This window comes from Paraburkholderia bonniea (genome assembly GCF_009455625.1).
Lineage (GTDB): Bacteria > Pseudomonadota > Gammaproteobacteria > Burkholderiales > Burkholderiaceae > Paraburkholderia > Paraburkholderia bonniea.
The window spans coordinates 2,904,046-2,924,112 of sequence record NZ_QPEQ01000001.1 but is presented as its reverse complement, the minus strand read 5'-3'; the positions used below and the strand labels follow the sequence as shown (position 1 = coordinate 2,924,112).

At 57.8% G+C, this 20,067-nt stretch carries 20 protein-coding genes and 1 pseudogene; 13 read left to right on the top strand and 8 right to left on the bottom strand.

The window, feature by feature from the left end:
- Nucleotides 1-17: 17 nt before the first annotated feature.
- Nucleotides 18-641 (bottom strand): class I SAM-dependent methyltransferase, encoded by a 624-nt coding sequence (locus tag GH656_RS12860; RefSeq protein ID WP_153076300.1) that lies wholly within the window; start codon nucleotides 639-641, stop codon nucleotides 18-20.
- Between the two features lie 367 nt (nucleotides 642-1,008).
- A complete protein-coding gene (locus tag GH656_RS12855; RefSeq protein WP_153076299.1) occupies nucleotides 1,009-2,061 on the bottom strand; it encodes an NAD(P)-dependent alcohol dehydrogenase in 1,053 nt (350 codons plus the stop codon).
- A gap of 345 nt (nucleotides 2,062-2,406) precedes the next feature.
- On the opposite strand from GH656_RS12855, the gene GH656_RS12850 reads away from it, so the two are divergent.
- Nucleotides 2,407-3,366: a quinone oxidoreductase family protein gene (locus GH656_RS12850; protein WP_153076298.1), complete on the top strand. Its 960-nt coding sequence runs from the start codon at nucleotides 2,407-2,409 to the stop codon at nucleotides 3,364-3,366.
- A 224-nt stretch (nucleotides 3,367-3,590) separates the two neighbouring features.
- Nucleotides 3,591-5,435, top strand: a complete 1,845-nt coding sequence (locus GH656_RS12845) for a hypothetical protein (protein ID WP_153076297.1) — start codon at nucleotides 3,591-3,593, stop codon at nucleotides 5,433-5,435.
- A gap of 85 nt (nucleotides 5,436-5,520) precedes the next feature.
- Here the strand turns inward: GH656_RS12845 and GH656_RS18305 are convergent, their stop codons facing one another.
- Nucleotides 5,521-5,748 carry a hypothetical protein gene (locus GH656_RS18305; protein WP_153076296.1) on the bottom strand — a complete coding sequence of 76 codons (228 nt, stop codon included), beginning with the start codon at nucleotides 5,746-5,748 and terminating at the stop codon, nucleotides 5,521-5,523.
- 398 nt (nucleotides 5,749-6,146) lie between these two features.
- A pseudogene (locus GH656_RS12835) lies at nucleotides 6,147-6,819 on the bottom strand (transposase); the annotation flags it as partial.
- A 160-nt stretch (nucleotides 6,820-6,979) separates the two neighbouring features.
- On the opposite strand from GH656_RS12835, the gene GH656_RS12830 reads away from it, so the two are divergent.
- Complete coding sequence (locus GH656_RS12830; RefSeq protein ID WP_153076295.1) at nucleotides 6,980-8,077, top strand: site-specific integrase; 1,098 nt, start codon at nucleotides 6,980-6,982, stop codon at nucleotides 8,075-8,077.
- Between the two features lie 36 nt (nucleotides 8,078-8,113).
- Here the strand turns inward: GH656_RS12830 and GH656_RS12825 are convergent, their stop codons facing one another.
- The 4 genes from GH656_RS12825 to GH656_RS12810 all read right to left on the bottom strand — a co-directional run bounded on the left by GH656_RS12825 (nucleotide 8,114) and on the right by GH656_RS12810 (nucleotide 12,192).
- On the bottom strand, nucleotides 8,114-8,788 hold the full coding sequence (locus tag GH656_RS12825; RefSeq protein WP_153076294.1) for a hypothetical protein: 675 nt from the start codon (nucleotides 8,786-8,788) through the stop codon (nucleotides 8,114-8,116).
- 73 nt (nucleotides 8,789-8,861) lie between these two features.
- Nucleotides 8,862-10,388 carry a hypothetical protein gene (locus GH656_RS12820; protein ID WP_153076293.1) on the bottom strand — a complete coding sequence of 509 codons (1,527 nt, stop codon included), beginning with the start codon at nucleotides 10,386-10,388 and terminating at the stop codon, nucleotides 8,862-8,864.
- A gap of 569 nt (nucleotides 10,389-10,957) precedes the next feature.
- Nucleotides 10,958-11,854 carry a hypothetical protein gene (locus GH656_RS12815; protein ID WP_153076292.1) on the bottom strand — a complete coding sequence of 299 codons (897 nt, stop codon included), beginning with the start codon at nucleotides 11,852-11,854 and terminating at the stop codon, nucleotides 10,958-10,960.
- 80 nt (nucleotides 11,855-11,934) lie between these two features.
- A complete protein-coding gene (locus tag GH656_RS12810) occupies nucleotides 11,935-12,192 on the bottom strand; it encodes a hypothetical protein (RefSeq protein ID WP_153076291.1) in 258 nt (85 codons plus the stop codon).
- Between the two features lie 444 nt (nucleotides 12,193-12,636).
- Here GH656_RS12810 and mobA point away from each other — a divergent pair, with 444 nt between their 5' ends.
- From mobA to GH656_RS12765, 10 genes are all read left to right on the top strand, one after another.
- Nucleotides 12,637-12,951, top strand: coding sequence for a plasmid mobilization protein MobA (gene mobA, locus GH656_RS12805; protein ID WP_343039011.1), 315 nt, complete (start codon nucleotides 12,637-12,639; stop codon nucleotides 12,949-12,951).
- A gap of 2 nt (nucleotides 12,952-12,953) precedes the next feature.
- Complete coding sequence (gene traI, locus GH656_RS12800; protein WP_246184262.1) at nucleotides 12,954-14,975, top strand: TraI/MobA(P) family conjugative relaxase; 2,022 nt, start codon at nucleotides 12,954-12,956, stop codon at nucleotides 14,973-14,975.
- 102 nt (nucleotides 14,976-15,077) lie between these two features.
- A complete protein-coding gene (locus GH656_RS12795) occupies nucleotides 15,078-15,356 on the top strand; it encodes a CopG family ribbon-helix-helix protein (protein WP_089341915.1) in 279 nt (92 codons plus the stop codon).
- A complete protein-coding gene (locus GH656_RS12790; RefSeq protein ID WP_089341914.1) occupies nucleotides 15,344-15,634 on the top strand; it encodes a type II toxin-antitoxin system RelE/ParE family toxin in 291 nt (96 codons plus the stop codon). Before GH656_RS12795 ends, GH656_RS12790 begins: the two co-directional genes overlap by 13 nt.
- A 2-nt stretch (nucleotides 15,635-15,636) precedes the next feature.
- A complete protein-coding gene (locus GH656_RS12785; RefSeq protein WP_246184261.1) occupies nucleotides 15,637-15,939 on the top strand; it encodes a hypothetical protein in 303 nt (100 codons plus the stop codon).
- On the top strand, nucleotides 15,932-16,060 hold the full coding sequence (locus GH656_RS18165; protein ID WP_281349653.1) for a hypothetical protein: 129 nt from the start codon (nucleotides 15,932-15,934) through the stop codon (nucleotides 16,058-16,060). The genes GH656_RS12785 and GH656_RS18165 overlap by 8 nt, the downstream gene beginning before the upstream one ends.
- Before the next feature lie 79 nt (nucleotides 16,061-16,139).
- Nucleotides 16,140-16,373, top strand: a complete 234-nt coding sequence (locus GH656_RS12780; protein WP_153076288.1) for a hypothetical protein — start codon at nucleotides 16,140-16,142, stop codon at nucleotides 16,371-16,373.
- Between the two features lie 221 nt (nucleotides 16,374-16,594).
- Nucleotides 16,595-17,596 carry an ABC-three component system protein gene (locus GH656_RS12775; protein WP_153076287.1) on the top strand — a complete coding sequence of 334 codons (1,002 nt, stop codon included), beginning with the start codon at nucleotides 16,595-16,597 and terminating at the stop codon, nucleotides 17,594-17,596.
- Nucleotides 17,584-18,099 (top strand): ABC-three component system middle component 2, encoded by a 516-nt coding sequence (locus GH656_RS12770; protein ID WP_153076286.1) that lies wholly within the window; start codon nucleotides 17,584-17,586, stop codon nucleotides 18,097-18,099. The genes GH656_RS12775 and GH656_RS12770 overlap by 13 nt, the downstream gene beginning before the upstream one ends.
- A complete protein-coding gene (locus tag GH656_RS12765) occupies nucleotides 18,096-19,961 on the top strand; it encodes a hypothetical protein (protein WP_153076285.1) in 1,866 nt (621 codons plus the stop codon). The genes GH656_RS12770 and GH656_RS12765 overlap by 4 nt, the downstream gene beginning before the upstream one ends.
- Nucleotides 19,962-20,067: the final 106 nt, after the last annotated feature.

Below are 20,067 nucleotides of genomic sequence, written 5' to 3'. Positions count from 1 at the left end.
ATCCGTCGCGCAGTAGATCAGTAGGGCCGGACGAAGTGCAGCTCAGCCAGCGCTTGCAGCTCTTCACGCGTGCGTGGGGATTTGCTGGCGAGTGCCCAGAGCTCGAAAGCCTCGGGCCGCGCCATGGTGGCGACCACCGGGAACCCGGCTGCGGCAAGCGTGCCATTCAGCACTTTCTCGGTGAAGCCGCAACGGTGCGCCATATACAGGTTGCCCTGCGCCATGGGTGGACGATGGCCGTACAGGATGTCGAGAGGTGCGATGGGCCCAGCACTCGATTGATAGGCGGGCTCCAGCAGTTTGTCGTCTGCGACCAAAGCGCAGACCGATTTCAGGTCTGGGCAGGTGACCACCGCAAAACCATCCGGCTTGAGCACGCGCAAAAATTCAGCCAGCGCGAGCGGCACTTCATGGACGTATAGATGTTCGATGTTGTGGCTGGAAAAGATCGCATCCACCGAGCCATCTGCCACCCGTGACATATCGGTCATCGTGCCAACGATATCGGGCTTAACGGCTTCGTCGATATCGAGCCGCAGCTCAATCCAGTTGCCGGTATTGAAGCCTCGCGTAGTCGTGGCTTTGTGCTGCGGACCGCAGCCTACATGGAGGAAGGTTGGGGTGGTCGTCGAGTCGGTCATGGTGGTGTGGCGGGCAGGAGATTCATCGGTGACAGAAGCGGGTTGGCCGCAGTTTTCAGATGTTGCAGCATTGTCGCGGTGGAGCCGCAGGCGCGGCAAATTCTCCCACGGAACCGGCTTGACGGCATGCGCTAAAAAAATGGTTTTGACCGGCTGGCAGGGTTTGAACAGCCGCTGCCACCGGCGCGATTCCTGCCGCGGTGGCAGCGGTTGACGCCTGAAAAGACCGGTAACGCGACTGGTTGCGGCAGCACAAAGCAGCGGACCTGCCGAAGCAGGTCCGCTGAATCACGTTACGGCATGCCCGCGCGCTGGGTGATAGCGTCACAGGCCACATCACAGGCCATGCGCGGGCGGTGAAGACGGCTTATTGCCGGAGCGACGCGAGGTCAATCACGAAACGGTATTTCACATCGCTTTTCAGCATGCGTTCGTAGGCCTCGTTGATTTCCTGTATCTGAATCAATTCGATATCCGATGTAATTCCATGCTTGCCGCAAAAATCAAGCATCTCTTGCGTTTCTGCGATCCCGCCAATCAGCGACCCTGCTAGACGCCGGCGTTTAAAAATCAGATTGAACACCTGTGGCGATGGATGGTCATGCTCCGGCGCGCCGACCAGCGTCATCGTGCCATCGCGGCGCAACAGGTTCAGGAACGGATTCAGGTCATGCTGCGCCGCGACCGTGTTCAGGATGAAATCAAAGCTATTGGCGTGCGCCGCCATCTCGTCGGGATTTCTGGAAATCACGACCTCATGCGCACCTAGCCGTTTCGCGTCGTCGATCTTTGACGGCGAGGTGGTGAACAGCACCACATGCGCCCCCATCGCGCGAGCCAGCTTCACCCCCATATGCCCGAGCCCACCCAGCCCGGCGATGCCCACTTTTTTGCCCGGACCCGCACCCCACTGGCGCAACGGCGAATACGTCGTAATGCCCGCGCACAGCAGCGGTGCGACGCCAGCGGCATCAAGCCCTTCTGGCACACGCAGCACAAAGGATTCATCGACGACCAGCGTGCTTGAGTAACCACCTAGCGTGATCTCACCGCTCTCGCGGTCCACACCGTTATAGGTGGCCACGAAGCCGGTTTCGCAATACTGCTCCAAGCCTTCGGTACAGCTCGGACAAGTCCGGCACGAATCGACCATGCAACCCACCCCAACCCGGTCACCCACCTTGTAGCGCGTGACCTGCGGCCCAACCGCCGTGACCTTGCCGACGATCTCATGGCCTGGCACCACTGGAAAAATCGAATTGCGCCATTCGTCACGCACCTGATGCAAATCGGAATGGCAGACCCCGCAAAAGAGCACCTCCATTTGCACATCGTGGTCGCGCAGCGCGCGCCGCTCGAACTGGACCGGTGCGAGTGGCGACTGGGCATCCTTTGCAGCATAGGCATACGTGGTGTTCATGACGACTCCGGCAGATGAGGGAACAGGGACAGGCACGCCACCCGGCGGGTGACATGTGGTGATTCAGATTCGCGCGAGATTTCGAGATAAAACGGGCATTGTCGGGCAAATTCCTTACGTCCAGCCTGCACGGTTTGGCGCAAGAGTGAAGCGCGGAGCCAACACTTCGGGAAACTAAAACACCGGGTACAAAGCAGAAATCCGCCAGCGTAAGATTGAGCCCCAGTCCAGCACCGAAGCTGCGCATTAGATTAGCTAAACGTAGTAATTTCAGCGCTGGCTTAGCCTGGTTTAGCCAGGCGGAGCGTTGCACGCTGTACGTAATCAACTGATGGAGGAAAGCCCATGAAAGCCGCAATTGTTCACGATTATGCTGCCCCACCGCGCTACGGAGATTTCACCGATCCCAGCGCCCAAGCTCACGAAACGCTAGTCCACGTCCGCACGGCGGCACTGAGCCAACTCGTGCGCTCCCAGGCGAGCGGCAAGCATTACAGCAGCGGCAAGATTTTGCCGCTGGTTCCCGGCGTAGACGGCGTTGGGCAATTGCCCGACGGCAAGCGGGTGTACTTTGCGTTTCCGCGTGCCCCGTTTGGCTCTATGGCTCAAACCACAGTGGTTGAGCGGTGCCATTGCATTGCCGTCCCCGATGGCGTGGATGACGTCAGCGCTGCCGCGTTAGGCAATCCGGGCATGTCATCGTGGGGCGCGCTGATGGGACGGGCGAAGTTCCAGCCGGGCGAAAACGTGCTGATTAATGGCGCGACGGGCGTCTCCGGACGACTAGCGATCCAGATCGCGCGCTACCTTGGCGCAGGCAAGGTGCTCGTCACCGGACGCAACGCTGGCAGCATCGAAGGACTCAAGGCGCTAGGCGCTGATGTGCTGATTCCACTCGATGCACCCATTGAACAGCTCACCGAAACATTTCGTTCGATACTCCGCGAGCATCAGGTGAACGTGATCCTGGATTACCTCTGGGGGCCATCAGCGGAAAGCCTGATTCACGCCGTTTCGGCACACGGCAGCGGTACAGCCGAACCGCGTATTCGCATGGTCCAGATTGGCTCGCTGAGCGGCAATACGATTGCGCTACCCGGGTCCGCGTTGCGCAGTTCTGGGCTGGAGTTGCTAGGCAGCGGCCTGGGGAGTTTGTCGAACGAAGCGCTTCTGGACGCGATTAGCGGCGTACTGAAAGCAGCCGCAGAGGGCGCGTTGTCGATTGAAGCCGAAGCAGTGCCGCTGGCAGACGTGGAAGCAGCATGGCAAACGGCTGGGGCGGGGCGGGTGGTTTTTAGGGTTTAGAGGTGGAGGAGGATAGCGGGCGGATTCGCATTTTATTTAGAAATTCTGAAATATCGCTTTAATCTTTGCTCGCTACCCTGAGACTAATCGTATTGGCTGTATGGCGAAGAACGGTTGCCACTGTGCTGGATGCTGCCGGAGGTGAACCGTTCGCTGCCGATTGTTACTAAGCAGTTGATTTTTACAAACCTTTGATAGCCCCGATTTTTACCGTGCGGCCTCGCGTGCTAAAAATTTTAACTAATTTTTCAATAAAATTATTTCCCGATATGTCGAATATAAACAATAAAGTCACCGCGAAATCTCCCGTAATTCCCGGCAAAAATGATGATAAAAATCTAAATTCTGAATTTGGTAGCATCTCTTTAGGTTCGCCTGGCGATAATCGTTTGGTAAAGGAGGTGATTCAGGGTGGATCTTTTGTTGCTGTTGATGGGGGAAGTGATGTGAGTGCGGTGTGCATTGGCGGGGATATAAAATCTCAAAAATATTTTCAGGATTTATTGCCTGTATCGAATGAATCTGGTTCGCTAAGTGATGCGGAGTTTGAAAGACAGAAGCAGCGCAGAATTGATGAACTCAAAACCAGGCAGGGAAAAATTTATCCTTCCCAGCAAAAAGCGATAGACGAACATTCGCCTGATATATTTATTGTTGAAAATGATTGTGTTGCATTATCTCTCGAGAATTTAGATGAATTTGCTAGTCGGTATGAGGAGGTTGTGCCGCCTTCTATAAAAAACGAAAAAGCATTAAGCGTTGCTGAAAAACAGCAAGTCTTTGAGGGTAAATTGGCTGCGATAATGGGTTTGCTTGAAATTAATGGTATTGAAATTTCAGAGACGATTTTAAAGGCGTTAAGCTTAGGTCTGGATGATATTTTGATTTTTGATGGGGGCTTCCCTGATATATCGTTTGAGAAATTATTCAGCCGGGTAGAGAGCTTGCGGAAGGACGAGGGGCGGACGTCATCTGAAATAAAAGTCAACGTCCTGAATGTGCCTGAGACTGTATCTGAAACGATGAAAAATACGGAGTATACGTATACGTTTAATGATAAAAATTTTAGGCTGGCAAAAGATATAATTATTTCATCAGGTCTTGTTTCATCAGATTTTGATTTTCCAGAATCTATGCTCAAGGTGCTTGAGAAGCATTTGCCAGAGATTCTCTGGCGTAATGAAGGCGGCGAAGCAGATATACGGATAGATGTGTTGTATGAAAAAATCGATCAGTTTGAAAAAAATTCACCCCTGAAAGCTGAATTAAATTGCCTTGAACTAGATGCCTCTGCAAAATTGCAGCCAGGTAATCTCGAGGAACGGGCAGAGCAGGTTATTAAGCGACAAAAAGAACAAATGCGCGAAGAAAAATTATTCATGGAAAAAGAAAAATCATCCGGGGAAAAGGCAACCGGGTTTTCCGATATAGAGTTTATATTATCCCGGGTTACAGTTAGCGCTGCAGATTGTGCGATTTCGGCACTTAGGGAAAAAGGATATAAAACTATTTTTAATACCGGAGGTTCGATTGAAGGCGTTAACCCAGGTAATGGTTTGATCTATTCTTTTGTCATGCAGCTTGAGTCGGTTTATTTTTGGCTGGATCTGGATGGTAGAGTTATCGAAATACGAAAAATATTGGAAAAATTAAAAGCGGAGCTTAAAGTTAAAAAATCAGAAAATCTACGCCTCGATATTCACGGTGAAAATGGCGCGCTTCTCATCAAGCTTCTGAGCTTTTTATATGAAACTGTTTTGGACACGTTAGTCGTTGTGGTTCCAGAGAGCACTGGGAGCGCCCCTTATACTCTGGAGCAGCATAAGGGCGCAACGCAGAAAGAAGTGGAGGCATGGGCCGCCACTTTGCCTAAAAATATCCATGATTGGTGTGTCCAGATAAAAAAACCGCTCGCTCGTATTAGCGATGGAACTGAGCTATCCAATGCTAAATGGACTAAAAGCGAAATGAAGATCTATAACAACGACGGCGATTTTTTGGCCTTGGGTCCGATCTCGGGGAAAACACCTCAACCGCTCCTGCCTTCGTCCGGGCTAGTGTCGAAGTAGGCCGGATGCGTCTGCCGGGCATCGTCAGACTGGTGGAGGGCCGCACAAGCTGGCGTGATGGACCGGTGGCAGATAAGACTACGGGTTAGAAAACAAGCGGCGGATGTGGCGTGAGTTCGGTGAATTCACGCCATGTGGCGAACAGGGCAGCGAGGGGCTTGCGGTAAAGCAAGGCGCACAGCAGAAATCTTCCAGTGCGAAGTGCTGCCCAGTTGGCTAGAGAGGCGAAAGGAATTTCTGGAGGTGTTTCTGATCGAGCACATTTGAGATGCGTGGCTTTAGTAGTTTGCATTTGCGTGTCGATCTTTTTCATCTCCCGACGAACGCCGACGCGTGTCGCCGCTTTGCCGGGGAGATTTCCTCTTACTTTTTAGGTCGCTGCGATCTCGACGGTAATTTCCGGCTCGGACGGCGAGGCAATATCAATGACGCGATCCAGACAATACGCGGCCCAATGCTTATAAGGTCCGGGATGGTCATCGCAGGCCCATGACGCCTTGCGCAGGTAGCCGAGATATTCCGAGCGAATGTATTCCTTGAAGAGATCTCCTGAACCGTCGGAGGTCTCGGGTTCTCCTGACGCGTAGCTTTCGTTGACAACAGAGTACGCAATGTAGTCAGACCAGCGGATATCAAATACACGGCATCCAGGCAGATGCTCGATTGCGTGCGCCTCCTTAAGCATGTCGGCCAATTCAGGGGGTGAATCAAAGCCAGTTCCTGCCGGTCTTTCCAGCTCGCGTAGTCCAGCGAGTTGCGGATCAGGTGCACGATGCACGTTTGCCGTGTCGTGGCGGGAAACGCCATGCCCAGCGCTTCAGACATGCCCTTCAGGCCATCGGTAACCGCAATCAGGATGTCCTGCACGCCACGCGTCCTCAGGTCGCTAAACACCTTCATCCAGAACTTCGGGCCTTCCGTGTTTTCGATCCATAACCCCAGGATCTCGCGCGTGCCGTCGGGCCGCACGCTCAGCGCCAGATAGATCGCTTCGTTCATCACGGCGTCCATGACCGAACTAATGAGCCTCGGTGCCGTACTGCCCGGTCAGAAAGCGCTGGATTTCGCGCACTGTCATGTTGCGCGCGGACATCGCAATGATCTTGTCATCGAAGCCCGTAAAGCGCCGTTCGTGCTTCGGTATCCTCAGCGGCAGCAAAGCTGCCATCGTGGTCACGGGGAATATCCAGGCGAAGCGGACCGTCTTGCCGCTCTTGCCGTTGCGGTGGTTAGTCGCCACGTCGGGACGTGTTGCGCCCAACGGATACCCCCACAGGTGGTGCCCGAGCTCCGCGCCCAGCATTCGCTCGATTAGTGCTTTCTTGAATGCGGCTGACGCCGATTGCCACCGAATTGCGACTACCGAACGCACAAACAAAAACAGCGGACATTTAGTCCGCTGTTTTGTAATGGATAATTCTGGTCGGGGTGAGAGGATTCGAACCTCCGGCCTCTACGTCCCGAACGCGTAAGTCAAAAGACGGTTTGACGGGGTTGTAATCGCCATCGTAGTATTTGTTGGGACAAATTTGGGACAACGGTGGATGGGCACGATTACGAAGCGAGGCGATCTGCAATGGCAGGCAAAGGTGCGGCGGAAGGGGTTTCCGCAGCAATCGCGCACCTTCATGTACAAGGAAGACGCGGAGAAATGGGTGCGGACCGTCGAGCGAGAGCTCGAAACCTCCGGGTTCGTTGACCGGCGTGAGGCGGAGAAAAACACACTGGCGGAAGTGCTCCGGCGGTACCAGAAGGATGTTACCCCCCAAAAGAAGTCGGCGGCGATCGAGTCCGTCAAGATCGACGTGCTGCTGCGCGACAAGGCGCTCGTGGACCTGAAGATGTCCGCCGTCACGAGCGCCGCGTTGGCGAAGTGGCGCGATCGCCGACTCAAGGAAGTGACTGGTGCAACGGTCAACCGGGAAATCGACGTGCTTTCCACGGTGCTGAATCACGCGCGGCGCGAGTGGGGTATCCATGTCGAGAACCCTGTTCCATATATCAAGCGGCCAGAAAAGGCGCGCTCGCGGGATCGGCGGCTGTCGTCTGACGAAGAGCGCTATTTGATGGCCGCGCTGACGGGCGGTGAGCGACGGGAGGATGGAACCTTCAGCAAAGGCGCGCGGAACCCATGGCTGCTGCCGCTCGTTGAGCTTGCCCTCGAAACGGCAATGCGACGCGGCGAGCTGCTATCTCTGCAATGGGAGAACGTCGACCTCGAGCGACGCACCGCTTACCTGCCTGATACGAAAAATGGGGACGCGCGTACGGTGCCGCTTTCGACACGGGCTACCCACATCTTGAAGGCGCTACCGTCGTATATCGCCGACAAAATTGACGAACATGCCGTCGGGCCCGTCTTTGCAACGACCGCGATGGCGCTCCGGAAGGGGTTTACGCGGGCGATCGAGAGAGCCCAGCAGCAATATGCCGCTGATTGCGAGGAAGCTCAAAAGAAGCCTCTTCCAGGGTTTCTCTGCGACTTGCATTTCCACGATACGCGCCATGAGGCGGCGTCGCGGTTAGCTGACAAGCTTTCCAATGTGCTGGAGCTGTCGGCCGTGACGGGGCATCGCGATCTGCGGATGCTGAAGCGCTACTACCACCCACGCGCCGAGGATTTGGCAAAGAAACTGGACTAGTAACGTATCTGGGTCTGCGAATACATGCGGCGGCCGTCAGGTTCTACCGTACATCTTGGCCTCGATGGCCGCGTCGAGCCACGCGACGAAGCGCTCCACGGTGTCCATTGACGCCACGAGCGCCGCCTGATGGACGTGCACCGACGGCGGGGCCAGCCAGGTCTTCGCGTCGGGGTCTAGGCGATCGAGCAAGTCCACCTCGCGAGCGTCGAGAAATACCGACCGCGCGACGCCCGGCTTCCGGTCGGCGTGCTTCGCTTTGATTGACGTGATCTCGACGTCGTGCTGGATGCTGTTGCGCGTCAGCACAATGTCTTCCAGCACCACTATGGGAACCGGCCCATCCCGGAACGAGATCCCGAACGCTAGGGCGAAGATCCGGTTGTAGCCCCGGACCCAACCTCGACGGAATACGCGTTTGCGCTCGTCCTCCGTCAGGTCCCGGCAGTGCAGCTTGTGACGGGTGTGTAGGTACGCCTGCAACGCCGACGAGAGCATGCACATGCAGGCATGGCCCAGGACGTCGATCGAATCGCTGGCCTCCTGCCATTCGAGCAGGAAGGGCGGCTCACCGTCCTCCGAGTACGGCGGCACGAACGGCTCCTCGCCGTTCTCGATCTTGGTCCGGCGATCAACGAAGGGCGCCGACGACTGGGCGTAAAGCTGCCGGATGAAATCCAGGCGGCGGTTCAGAAACCAGGCCACGTCCATGGCGTTCCCCCGATCGGGTGCGTTCGAACCATTGTGCCCGGTGCCTTTGCATGGCACCGGGCGTCGTGTCCGCTTACGCGGTTGCGCGAGCCTTCCTTTGCTTGATGTACTCGTCAACGAATGCCTTGATTTCTTGGCTCCGCGGGAAAGCCTTCTTCACCTCGGCGGGCACGACGACGCCCGCATCCTGGAGACGGGCGAGCCCGTCTTTCCAACGTGCCACGAGGTTGTCGTTCAGGAACTGTTCGATCTCCTCGAACGTCACCACGCTGTCGATCGGTGCGCCCGTCGCCACGTAGAGATCGGCTACTAGCTTGATCCCGTCGTTGGAAGGGACGGGCAAGGTGGCCGCAATGGCCAGGATCCGCGCCAGCAGGTCCGCCTCCATGTCCGTTCCGCCACCCGCGCGCATCGTACTCATGAACACGTTCATAACGTCGGCGCCATACGTGCCGCAAATCAGCAGCGCGTCCTCGCTGTACTTCAACAACAGCTCGGGCTCGGTGTAGCTGGGGTGGTAGATCAGGCGGCGATAGCCTTGGGCGTAGGCGCTCTCGATCGACGGCAAGAAGGGCAGTTGCCGGATCGCTTCCGGCACGTCCCAGTCCTTTGATGGCGTCGAGCGGTGGCGCGCCATGATGCGGGCGGCCGGGCCGGCGTGCTCGGTCAGCGCCAACGAGGCCGCCACAAGGTCCATTGCGGAATGTTCGGCGATGACGGCGGACCCGAACAGCAGTAAGCCGTTTGTACGTTCAGCCAGCGCATCACGCAAAGGTCCCATGAGCGGCGTCGGCAAAGCGTCGGCGGTTCCTGTCACCGTGACCGGTTCAATCGTCGGCCACGCCCCCGAAAACGGCGTGCGCGCTTGCAACTCGCCCTCGTCGGTGACGACGCCGATCAGCGCCGTTTCTTCGTCCACATGGCCATCCCTGGATGCGATCATGAGCCGGACGTCCTCGTGGAGCATTTCGGGTGTCGGCGTGTCGAGCAGCACCGCGACACGGTGCCCCGAGTCCAGTGCGTACCGGCAAGCCGTTTCAAGACGGCTCGCGGTTCCGTCCCAGGATTGTTGGTCGAGTTCGAGAGGGCCGACTACCAGCAACGTGCCGCTGGGCACACGATCAAGGCCGGACGACCAGAGGCCGTATTCGCCCAGGTCGATGGCGCTGGGACAACCATTGCCGGCGCGTTCGGCGTAAAGCAGCGCGCCGTCGGTGGCGTCCTCGTACACGTCCAGCAGGGCGTCGATCGCCTTCTGGGAGGTCGCGATGTAGACGCCGGGAACGGGACCTGACCGCCAGATCTGCGGGACCCTGCGGGCGACGACCGCACCAGGCGGCGAGAGAGCGCCGAGCAACTCATGCGGCGACATGTCGACCGCGAAGCGCTTCTTCAGGCGGAACGCGAGGCGGCCGGTTGAGGTGGTGTCCAGCTCGGCGGCGGCGACGCGTTCGGGGAACGCCATCACCTCGGGCCAGTTACGAAGCCCGGGCAGCGCTGCGATCAAATCGAGCGCTTGGCTATGACCAAGGGATGGGTCCGTAGGCTGCAAAAGGCCGCGGACGAGCCCGGCCAGCAGCTTCAACTGCTGCGTATCCATTGCTTTCTCCTGGGCGGCAAATCCGGTGCACGCTTTGCGGACCGCCCATCGAAAACAAGGACTATGGAATGGGGTAGGTGCGGTGACACATCGTCTTCGTCATGCCCCGAAGGGCGCGTGCGGCAGGCGACGACAGCCTAGGCAACTATAACAGGGAACATCTCTCGCGGGCGAGGTTGTGGACAACCCCGGTTGTGCTTCGGGATAGCGTTCCGCTGCTGTCGGGATAGCGTTCCGGCATGTCGGGATAGCCTTCCGTTTTCTCGGGATAGCGTTCCGCTGCTCCCTCAAAGAGCCTTGCTGGTAAAGGCTCTCCGGGCCGCAATGGAGCCTCTACCTTTCTTCTACCTTTTTCTACCAGCTACAAGCTGTGGACAAGGTCGTATATCGGCGACCGTCTATGAGGACGGCGAGCGGCTGGACTCGAATCTTCGAGAAGGCCGGAAGCTGCAAGAAGCACCATCGAAGAAGCCTTGAATCCGTCTATGCGCTGCTTTCAAGACAGGGTTTTTTACCGAATTGGAACCAAAACGTTCCATGCCCCCCGACGGAAGGGCAACCGTTTCAACCTAGGGGTTGAGTTGCCGTTGGGAGTGGGGCATTCCCGCACTGGGGTAATACGTCTTGTAGATGTCAACGGCCTCGGCCCAGCAATCCAACAGTTCGGACGAGTGCTGCCGTACCCAGATAGATAGGGCCGGACCGTTTGGGTGGCTCGTGCCATACAACGGAGCGCCGTTTGCCAAATCAAAAACATAGTCTCGCCCGCCACCTCGAATGATCACGCACGCGGCTTGCTTCGGGTCCGCGCAGAACGTAAAGGCCTTCGGGATTTCGAAAGGATGTTGGCAGTGCATCAAGGGGCGCAGAGATTGCAAGGTCGCATCGCAGGGAGCCACAAATCCCGCGTCTTGGAATGGCCGCCTCCCGTGAGTCTCGAATTCGTAGTCAACGAATCCAGTAGGACCGTTATATTCCACTCGCGTAATCGCACTGGCGGAGATCGGTCCAAATGACAGCCACCACGAGCTTGCCTTCGTGGCCGTGGTTTTCATCAGATGTCGTTGCGTTGCCCGGGGTAAGCGCCAGGGATTCTCGACGTAGGCGGAGAGCCCCATGAGTATCGCTTCGTCAGGCTTTTCGCCACGCTGCGCATAATAGTCCACAAACGGCATGATCAAGCTATCGTCGGCCGGCAGATCCACCGTGATGCGAATCCGCGTCTTGTTGAAGACAACGCTATTCTTGGGCGCGGCACCTTCGACGCGGGTTACGTATGCGAGCCGACTGGCGGTCAGCTTCTCCTGACCGGTCAGTAACCCGTGGCCATCGGCTTGCGGGTCGGTCGTCAACCAGACCACTGGTTTCCGGATACTCCCATCTCCATGCTTGATATGGCCTTCCGAAAGGCCCTTGGAGATGATCGACTCTGCCATGGAGACTGCTGTGAAATGATAGAACTTCATGCACTTCCCATCCGTGGTTGCGCGAGCCCGGATGGTTCGCGACTAAAGATGTGCGTCAGGTCGGCAGCGAGGACACGTTCTCAAAGTCTCCCGGCACGAACGATCTTGCCGTAGATTTCAATCGCTTTCCGAACTGCCGCATCATCGCCGATTCGCAAGCTGTGGCGCTCTTGATTCAGCCGTCGTTGCAGTATCAATAATTTGCTTATCCGATCTGCGTCGGGCTGTGATTTTTGCCGCTCGGCAGCAATGTCGCGCGAGGCAATCGCGATCACGTTACCAACGGTCTCCAGTACCGTCTCGTAGTTCGCCAGTTGATCGTCAGTCCAAGTTCGCATGTCGTCCACTCGTTTCTCGTCGCTTGATACGCTGGCAGAGGTTGGCTCCAACCTCCGTAGCAATCGCCTTTGAGAGCGTGGCGCGAACGCCATCGCTGCTTCGTTTCAATCGTCCTTCGTGGAGGTATCCCGGCAAGACTTTAGTCTGTCCGTGTGTCTGATTATCGCAACACCTTTTCGTTCGCCGAATCATGTCTAAAAAGTGTTGTTAAGAGTAATTCGAGAACCTTCCTCGATACCGTCTTTTCTGCTTGGGAAAAACCGTCCGTTCAAGCTACCTTCAAACTTCCGCAAACGACAGCGTAACTTCGGTGACAGGGTAGGGTTTGTAATACCGCCAAATTGGCGCTATTACAACCGGCAGCGCACCAGTCGTTTCACTCCCTATGCGCGGCCTACCGTCCCTGCTCAGGGCTTCGCCCCGAGACCCCGATTTCAAGAGAGATGGGCGTAACAATGAGTACGAGCGAACAACGACAGAGAACCGGCATGCTTCCACCGATACGGTGCTATGAGAAAGAGGAAGCCGTGGTTCGAGAGAGGGCGCGAGATTGCGGTATGAGCGTCGGGCAATTCGTGCTCGCGGCAGCGCTTGGGCGTCGCACGCGCACAAAGATCGAGGCGCACATTCTCAATGAGCTTCGCAGGCTCGGCGGCCTGCAGAAGCACCTGTTCAATGAAGGCGGTGGAGTGCTGTCGAAAGAATACGCTGCCATCCTCGTCGAGATTCGCGAGGCAATCGCACGGATCGGTGACTGAAAATGCTGGCCAAAATCCCGCCTCGGCGAGAGGATTTGAAATCGAGTTTTACAGACTTGGTGGAGTACATCACCAATCGCGATGAAGAGAAGGCGCATTTGAGCGACGAGGTTGATCCGAGCGATCCGCACGATCGAGAAAAGCAGCTCAAGATTCTTGCGCGTGCTAGAGAGCATCTCCGATTGGCCGCGAACTACCTTCGACAGTCACCGCAAATCGACAGCGATTTTCAACAGAGGGCGCTAGCGCGGCGAGTACGTCTCCGGCTCGAAAAGAAGCCGATTCAGCCTGCACCTAGCCAGGCCGAAGCGGAAGCCCTTGCGGAGCTTTGGTCTGGGCGACTCCTCGGCCAGGCCGAACGTCTCGTAACGCCGACGGGCGTTGCGTGCGAACACAATTGCTTGTCATTGTCGTCCGCTGCTGCTGAGATGAAGGCAGTGGCGACCCAGAACGCCCGGGTTAAGGACGCCGTGTACCACGTCGTTCTGTCTTGGCCGACGAATGAATCACCGACCGATGCACAAGCGTTCGAGTGCGGTGCGCACGCGCTTGGCGCTGTCGGCATGGCAGATCATCAGTACGTTTTTGCCGTGCATCGCGATACCGACAACACGCACCTGCACATCGCCGTCAATCGCGTCAATCCGGACACGTTCGCCGCCGTCTATCCCGAGCGCGACTATTTCAAGCTGGATCGCGCGATGCGCGAGCTGGAACTCCGATATGGCTGGCAACACGACAATGGCCCTTACGCAGTCTTTGAGCGCAATGGCCACGTCGTCATCGATTGGGCGAGCAAGGACCCGGCCACGAAAGGCAAGCAACCGACGCCGGCAGCCGATATGGAGCGGCACGCTAATCAGGAAAGTCTATTTACTTACGCACGCGGTGAGCCGCGTAAAGCGCTCTTGGCTGCGCTGAAAAATGACGAGTTGACGTGGCGTCAACTGCACAATCTGCTCGCCAAGTATGGTCTCGAACTACGCGAGAAAGGGCAGGGCTTCGCTATCTACGACCTCAATCCGGGTGCTGCGACTACGACGCCGATCAAGGCCAGCGACATGCACGAGGCGCTGGGTAAGGCACGGCTGACCAAACGACTCGGGCCGTTCGAGCTGTCGGCATCGACGACCAGCGCTGTTCTGACGTACGACAAGGATCGGCCGCCGAAGCGCGATTCGAAAATGCGGGAGGAGCGGCGCCAGGAGCGCGCGCAAGCTCGATGTGAGCTGCGTGCCCGGTACGGCGAGTACAAGCGCGCGTTCGTATATCGCCGACTCGACCCGGCTGGTGTGCGGCAGCGATTCTCGGATATCCGCGAAGCCGCCCGTCAGAAGCGGTTCGAGATCCGAACGACCGTCACGGACGCTGCAGCCCGTAACGTGCTGTACAGCGTCGTCGCATTCGAGACGGTGCGGGACCGCGATCGGCTGCGACGTGAGATCCGCAGAGAGCGTCAGGCGCTGTGCGCGGACCCAGTGAACCGCAGGTTGTCATATCGCGAATGGGTTGAGCGCCAGGCGGCCGCCGGCGACGGTGCGGCGATCGGCCAGCTACGCGGCTTTGTCTACAGTGAGAAGCGACGTGCGCGAGAGCTAGTGCGGGCGCTAACCAATGATGATGCCGACGGCGTCATCCACGTTGACGATGTCGACCCGGTTGCACGGAACGTCGCTGATGGGCTGTATTTTCGCGTCCGCCGGGACGGAGCGGTGATCTATCGATTAGACGATCGTCGCGACGCTTTCATTGATCTCGGCCGGCGCATCGATGTGCTCGCCAAAGGCGATCGCGACGACCTGTCAATCAAGACTGCGCTGCAATTGGCCGCGGAGAAGTATGGGGGAGTATTCGAGCTCACGGGTAGCGAAGAATTCAGGCGGCGCGCGATCGACATTATGGTCAAACATCGAATTGAGGTTCGGCTCCGAGACGCCGAGCAGGAAGCGTTGCGGTGTGCCAAGACAGCGGCTGCAGCGAAGCAACTGCCCCGGCAAACGCCACGCCATCCCAGAAGGCCTTGAGCGGAGCAATGGGTTATCTTGGATATTGGGGTCATATGGACTCGGGTGGCGCTTAGGTCTATAGTAGTCGCAGGTATTACCTTTTGCTACGGAGGCCGGGCCATGGTTACGGCAACATCCATCAAGCTTGATGATGAACTGAAAGGGCGGGTCCAGCACTTGGCCGAGGCTCGCCGACGTACCGCGCATTGGATCATGCGTGAAGCCATTGAGCAGTATGTCGAGCGCGAGGAAAAGCGCGAGGCGTTAAACCGGGACACGCTCAAGGCGTGGGATGAATTTCAGGTGACTGGCCTGCACGCGACTGCTGAGGAAGTAGATAAGTGGCTCACGAGCTGGGGAACTGAAAACGAACTGCCCTCGCCTGAATGCCACAAGTAATCTTTGCACCGGCGGCTATCCGAGATCTACAGCGACTACGCGACTTCCTGCGACCGAAGAATCCTGACGCTGCGAGGAGGGCTGGTGAAGCGATTAGACAAGGCGTACAGGCCCTCGGGACTCACCCTCGAATGGGACGTCTCGTAGAAGATCTACCCGAGCAGTATCGGGAGTGGCCCATCGATTTCGGGGACAGTGGTTACGTGGCCCGGTATCGCTTCGATGGCGACGCCGTCACGATCTTGGCTGTCCGGCATCAGAAGGAAGCGGGGTATTGATCATGACCGATGACGAGGCGAAGGCACGGATCGACGTGCTCCACGACGATGCGGCGACGATTCTGGCCGAGCAAGGGCTATCGCCCGTGCAGGCTTACTGCCTGATCCTGGAGTGGGTCACGGTGCGGCACGAGCCTACGCTGCAGTTGCTTGCAGACGCAGCAGCCTATGACCAGTGGTTTCGAGATGAGGTCCAGGAGAGTCTTGATGAGCCCCGTGAATCGGTATCTGACGAAGACGCACGAGCTTCCTTTGCGAAGCAGCGAGCCGATTTGCTGGCACGGATCAAGAACGGCAATGAGTGACGATTACACCCGCTGCGGCACGCCACTGGTCTACGCTGGCCAGCTCGAGCTGCAGCCCGATATTCTCGGCGAGCTCGGCGGGCAGAAGGGCCCGGACCAGGACGCCCAGCCGTCGACCTGACCGGATTAGGCGCCCCGCCCGTGTGTTGGCGCACGCGGACGGGACTTCCACAAACACCACCTATGTACGAGGTGATGGCATGGCAACTCAAAATCTTAGCCCGGATGCAATCCGGGATGAAATCGCGCGCCTTCAGTGGGCGAACGCCCTCATGCGTGCGGCCAACAAAGCGCTGGCGAAAGGCGACGGCGCGGCCTTGGTCGACATGGGGTTTTCACGCGAGCATGTCGACGAGCTGAAGAAGCATGGAGGGTTTCCGCCGACATCGATCGGTAACAACACGCGGATGGTTACGTACTTGCGATCGATTTAGGGGCTCCGGCTGGCGTCAATAAATGCCCTTCAAGCGCTGAGCCTGGGAGTGTGGACTTAACGGCCGCGATGCAGGTTTGGCGCATGGATGGAGCCTTCTAGCACCATTGCTGTCTGTGTTGCACGCGAAGGTCCATCTGTACCGACCTCACAGCAAACAGTATCATTGGCGACCAGCACCGACTCAAAACCACATATATCGGTACATCGGGGGACCAATCTTTGCGGATCAATCACGCTGCCCAGATCTGCGCGCTTTCGCCATCAGAGCTTGAGGAATTCGTCAACGACTGGCTCGCCCAGCGTTGCAAGGACTACCACAGCCACGAGCTGTGGCGGGGCACGGGTGACATGGGCCGCGATGCAACAGGCTACGTCACCGACCGCCGCATGGAAGGTGCATGGGACAACTTCCAGTGTAAGCAGCTTAGCTCGAAGCTGTCTGAGGCGTCAGCATTCATTGAACTCGGCAAGATCTTCAAACATTCGGCCGACGGCTGGTTTTCACTTCCGCGCGCCTACATCTACGTCGCGCCACTCGGCGTCGTACGGAATGTCCGGCATTTTGTCGCACATCCCGAGCAATTCAGGCAGGCCTTCCTGGACCGATGGGACGCCGCTATCGCCGGCGAGCTCGTAGAGAACCAGGTCGTGAAATTGACCCCCGAGATTGAGACCAAGATCCGATCGTTCGACTTTACGAAGGTGGACTGGTTCGACGCGAATCGCCTCGTCAACGATCCCTCGTGCAAGCCCGCTTTGGTGGCGTGGTTTGGCGCTGACCCGGGGCCTGGGCCGAGGGGGGTGGTGCCGGACGAGATTCAGGCCAGTGAGTCGGCCTACATCGGCCAGCTTCTAAAGGTCTACGAGGAAAAGGGGGGCGGGGTCTACCCCGAGGCGGCGGCGGCGCTTGCTTGTCCAGAGTTCGGACCGCATCTGCGCGCCCAGCGCACGCGCTTCTTCGATTCAGTCGCGTTTGATCGGTTCTACCGCGATTCCACACCTGATGGGTACTTGAAGAACTTTAAGGATGAGATTTACCACGGGGTGCTCGATGTCCATTCCGGCGCGCATCCGGGTCGCTACGCTCGGCTCAGTCAAGTGATGCAACAGGCAGCCATCTTGCAGCCGTCCGGCGTGCTGGGTAAGCATGCGGGCCCGCAAGTCAAGCAAGGCACCTGCCACCAGTTTGCGAATGACGGGCTGATGCCATGGGATCGTTAGATCACGATAAAGTGAGCGCGCCCCCGTTCAATAGCACGCTTGAGACCGGGATACGGGCTCTAGTGGTGCTCGAGGCTTTCTACCCGCGGCGCTGCGACCTATTGGAGATGACTTGGCTTGACCATCTGGTCGTGCATACCGGCGACCTCGACGGACAGGACGTACCAGACAGCTTGCATCCGGATCTCCCGAACCGCGCCGGCGAGTTACTTGTGCGCCGCCAGTTGGTCGAGAAAAGCCTGCGCCTAATGCAGCAGGTGCATCTCGTCGAAATGTTTGAGACAAGGGATGGCATCACGTTCGGCGCCAGCGAAGACGCGCCCAGCTACCTGGACCTGCTGCAGACGCCATACTCGCTTGCGCTCAAAGACCGCGCCAAGTGGATGGCGAATCGCTTCGCGGACATGGAGACCGCAGAGATGAGAGCGCTGATCGAATCGCGCATTGGGCGCTGGACCGCCGAATTTCATATCGACGCGTTGCCTCCGAGGTTATTGAAATGAACGGCATCCGTCTGCGTCATCTGGTCTTCACTGGCCCGAACGTTGAGATCGCCGAGCTTGAGTTCGACGAAGGTTTGAACATCGTCTTCGGCGCATCTAATACCGGAAAGTCTTTTGCGTCGAAAACCATCCTTTTCATGCTCGGCGCGTCGACGAGCCTGCCTGAGACTGAAGAGATCGCAGCCTATGATGGTGCTTGGCTCGGCATAACCTTAGCCGGTCAGGGCGACTTCACGCTCTATCGGGCGACGCGCGGTGGACACCTCAAGCTCTATGCTGGCCTGCACAAAGGCACGCCCGAGGGCAGTGGCGAATTGCTGCGTGAGAAGCACGACCACAAGCGCACCGATACCGTCTCGCATCGGCTACTTGACGCAATCGGTTTGGCCAACAAGTGGGTTGTGCGTGACGGCAACGGCAAAAAGGACTCACTGTCCATCCGCCTGCTATCGAAGTACGCCGTGGTGGCCGAGGACGACATCATGTCCGAGGTCAGTCCGGTCTATCTTTCGGGAAATCCGTCAGAGCGTCCCTTCGAGCAGAACCTCTTCAAGCTCCTCCTCACGGGTAAAGATGATGCGGCCGCTGTGACGGTTCCGAAGGAAACGGAGCGCAAGGCCGCCAAGGCCGCGAAGATCGAGCTGGTCGACGAGCTGCTCGCTCAGATTGATGCTGAACTGGGTGAGGAGCCCCCGGACGAAAAGGAGACCGACGAGCAGCTTGAGCGGCTCGAACTTAGTGCCGACGGCCTGCTCACACGGTTGCAGACTGCTCAAGGCGAACTGGACAGCCTCGTGCTTGAGCGCCGTGCCACATTTGAGCGTTGCGGCGAACTGCAAGAACGCATTGGCGAGCTGGAGCTGACGCTGGAGCGCTTCGCCAAGCTGCAGGCGGTCTACAACTCTGATCTGCAGCGTCTGCAATCCATTGAGGAAAGCGGGTACGTGTTGATGGCCATGGCCGGGCGTGATTGCCTGGTCTGTGGTGCTCCGCCTGATGCCCAGACACACAACCACGCAGCGGACGAGATCTCGCTGGCGCATACCGCTGCTGCCGCCGAAGCCCGCAAGATCGAACGTGAGCAGCGAGAGCTGGCACACGTGGTCGCCTCACTTGAGGCGGAGGCCACAGGCCTACGCAGGACCATCGTTAAGCTCACGGCCGATACTGAAAAATTCGACAGTTCCATAGAGGGACTGCGTCCTCAAGAAGCGTCGCTTCGGGAAAGCTACGAGACGTACAATACAAAGCGCATTGCGATCCTCAAGGTGCTCGACCTTTATCAGCGGCGCGCGAACCTGGTCGCGCGACGGGCGGAGATCGGCGCGATGCCCACTAAGCGTGAAGGCGAAAAGCCAGTTGTCGGCCCTGACTCAACAACCTTGTTTGACTTCGGCGAGACGGTGAAGGCGGTGTTGAAGGCTTGGAAGTTTCCCGACGCTGACAAAGTCCAATTCGACGGGAAAGCCAACGACATCACGGTCGGTGGCAAGTCTCGGGCGGCCAATGGCAAGGGGGTTCGGGCGGTGCTCCACGCTGCCTTCAACGTCGCAGTGATTGTTCACTGCATCGACAACAACTTGCCGCATCCAGGCTTTCTGGTGCTTGACACCCCGCTGCTCACCTATCGGGAGCCACTGAAGTCCAAGTATGGCGACTTGTCGCCGGACGAGGCCGCGCTCAAAGCTACTTCGCTCGCTGAACACTTTTACAAGTACCTCGCGAGTCTCTCGAAGCATGTGCAGGTAATCGTCATCGAGAATTCGGATCCGCCGTCCGCCATCGCCGGGTTGGCTCGCATAGAGACGTTCACTGGTAGCCTGGGTAATGGGCGGGCTGGGTTGCTAGCACGGCCCGCCTGACCTTCGGCGCTAAGCGACATCGACTGGCCGGGGCCGATGTACTCCTTTGTGCGGGCTACTCGAGCAGGGCTGGGCGGAACTTTGCCGAGCATGAGATCGTGCGCGT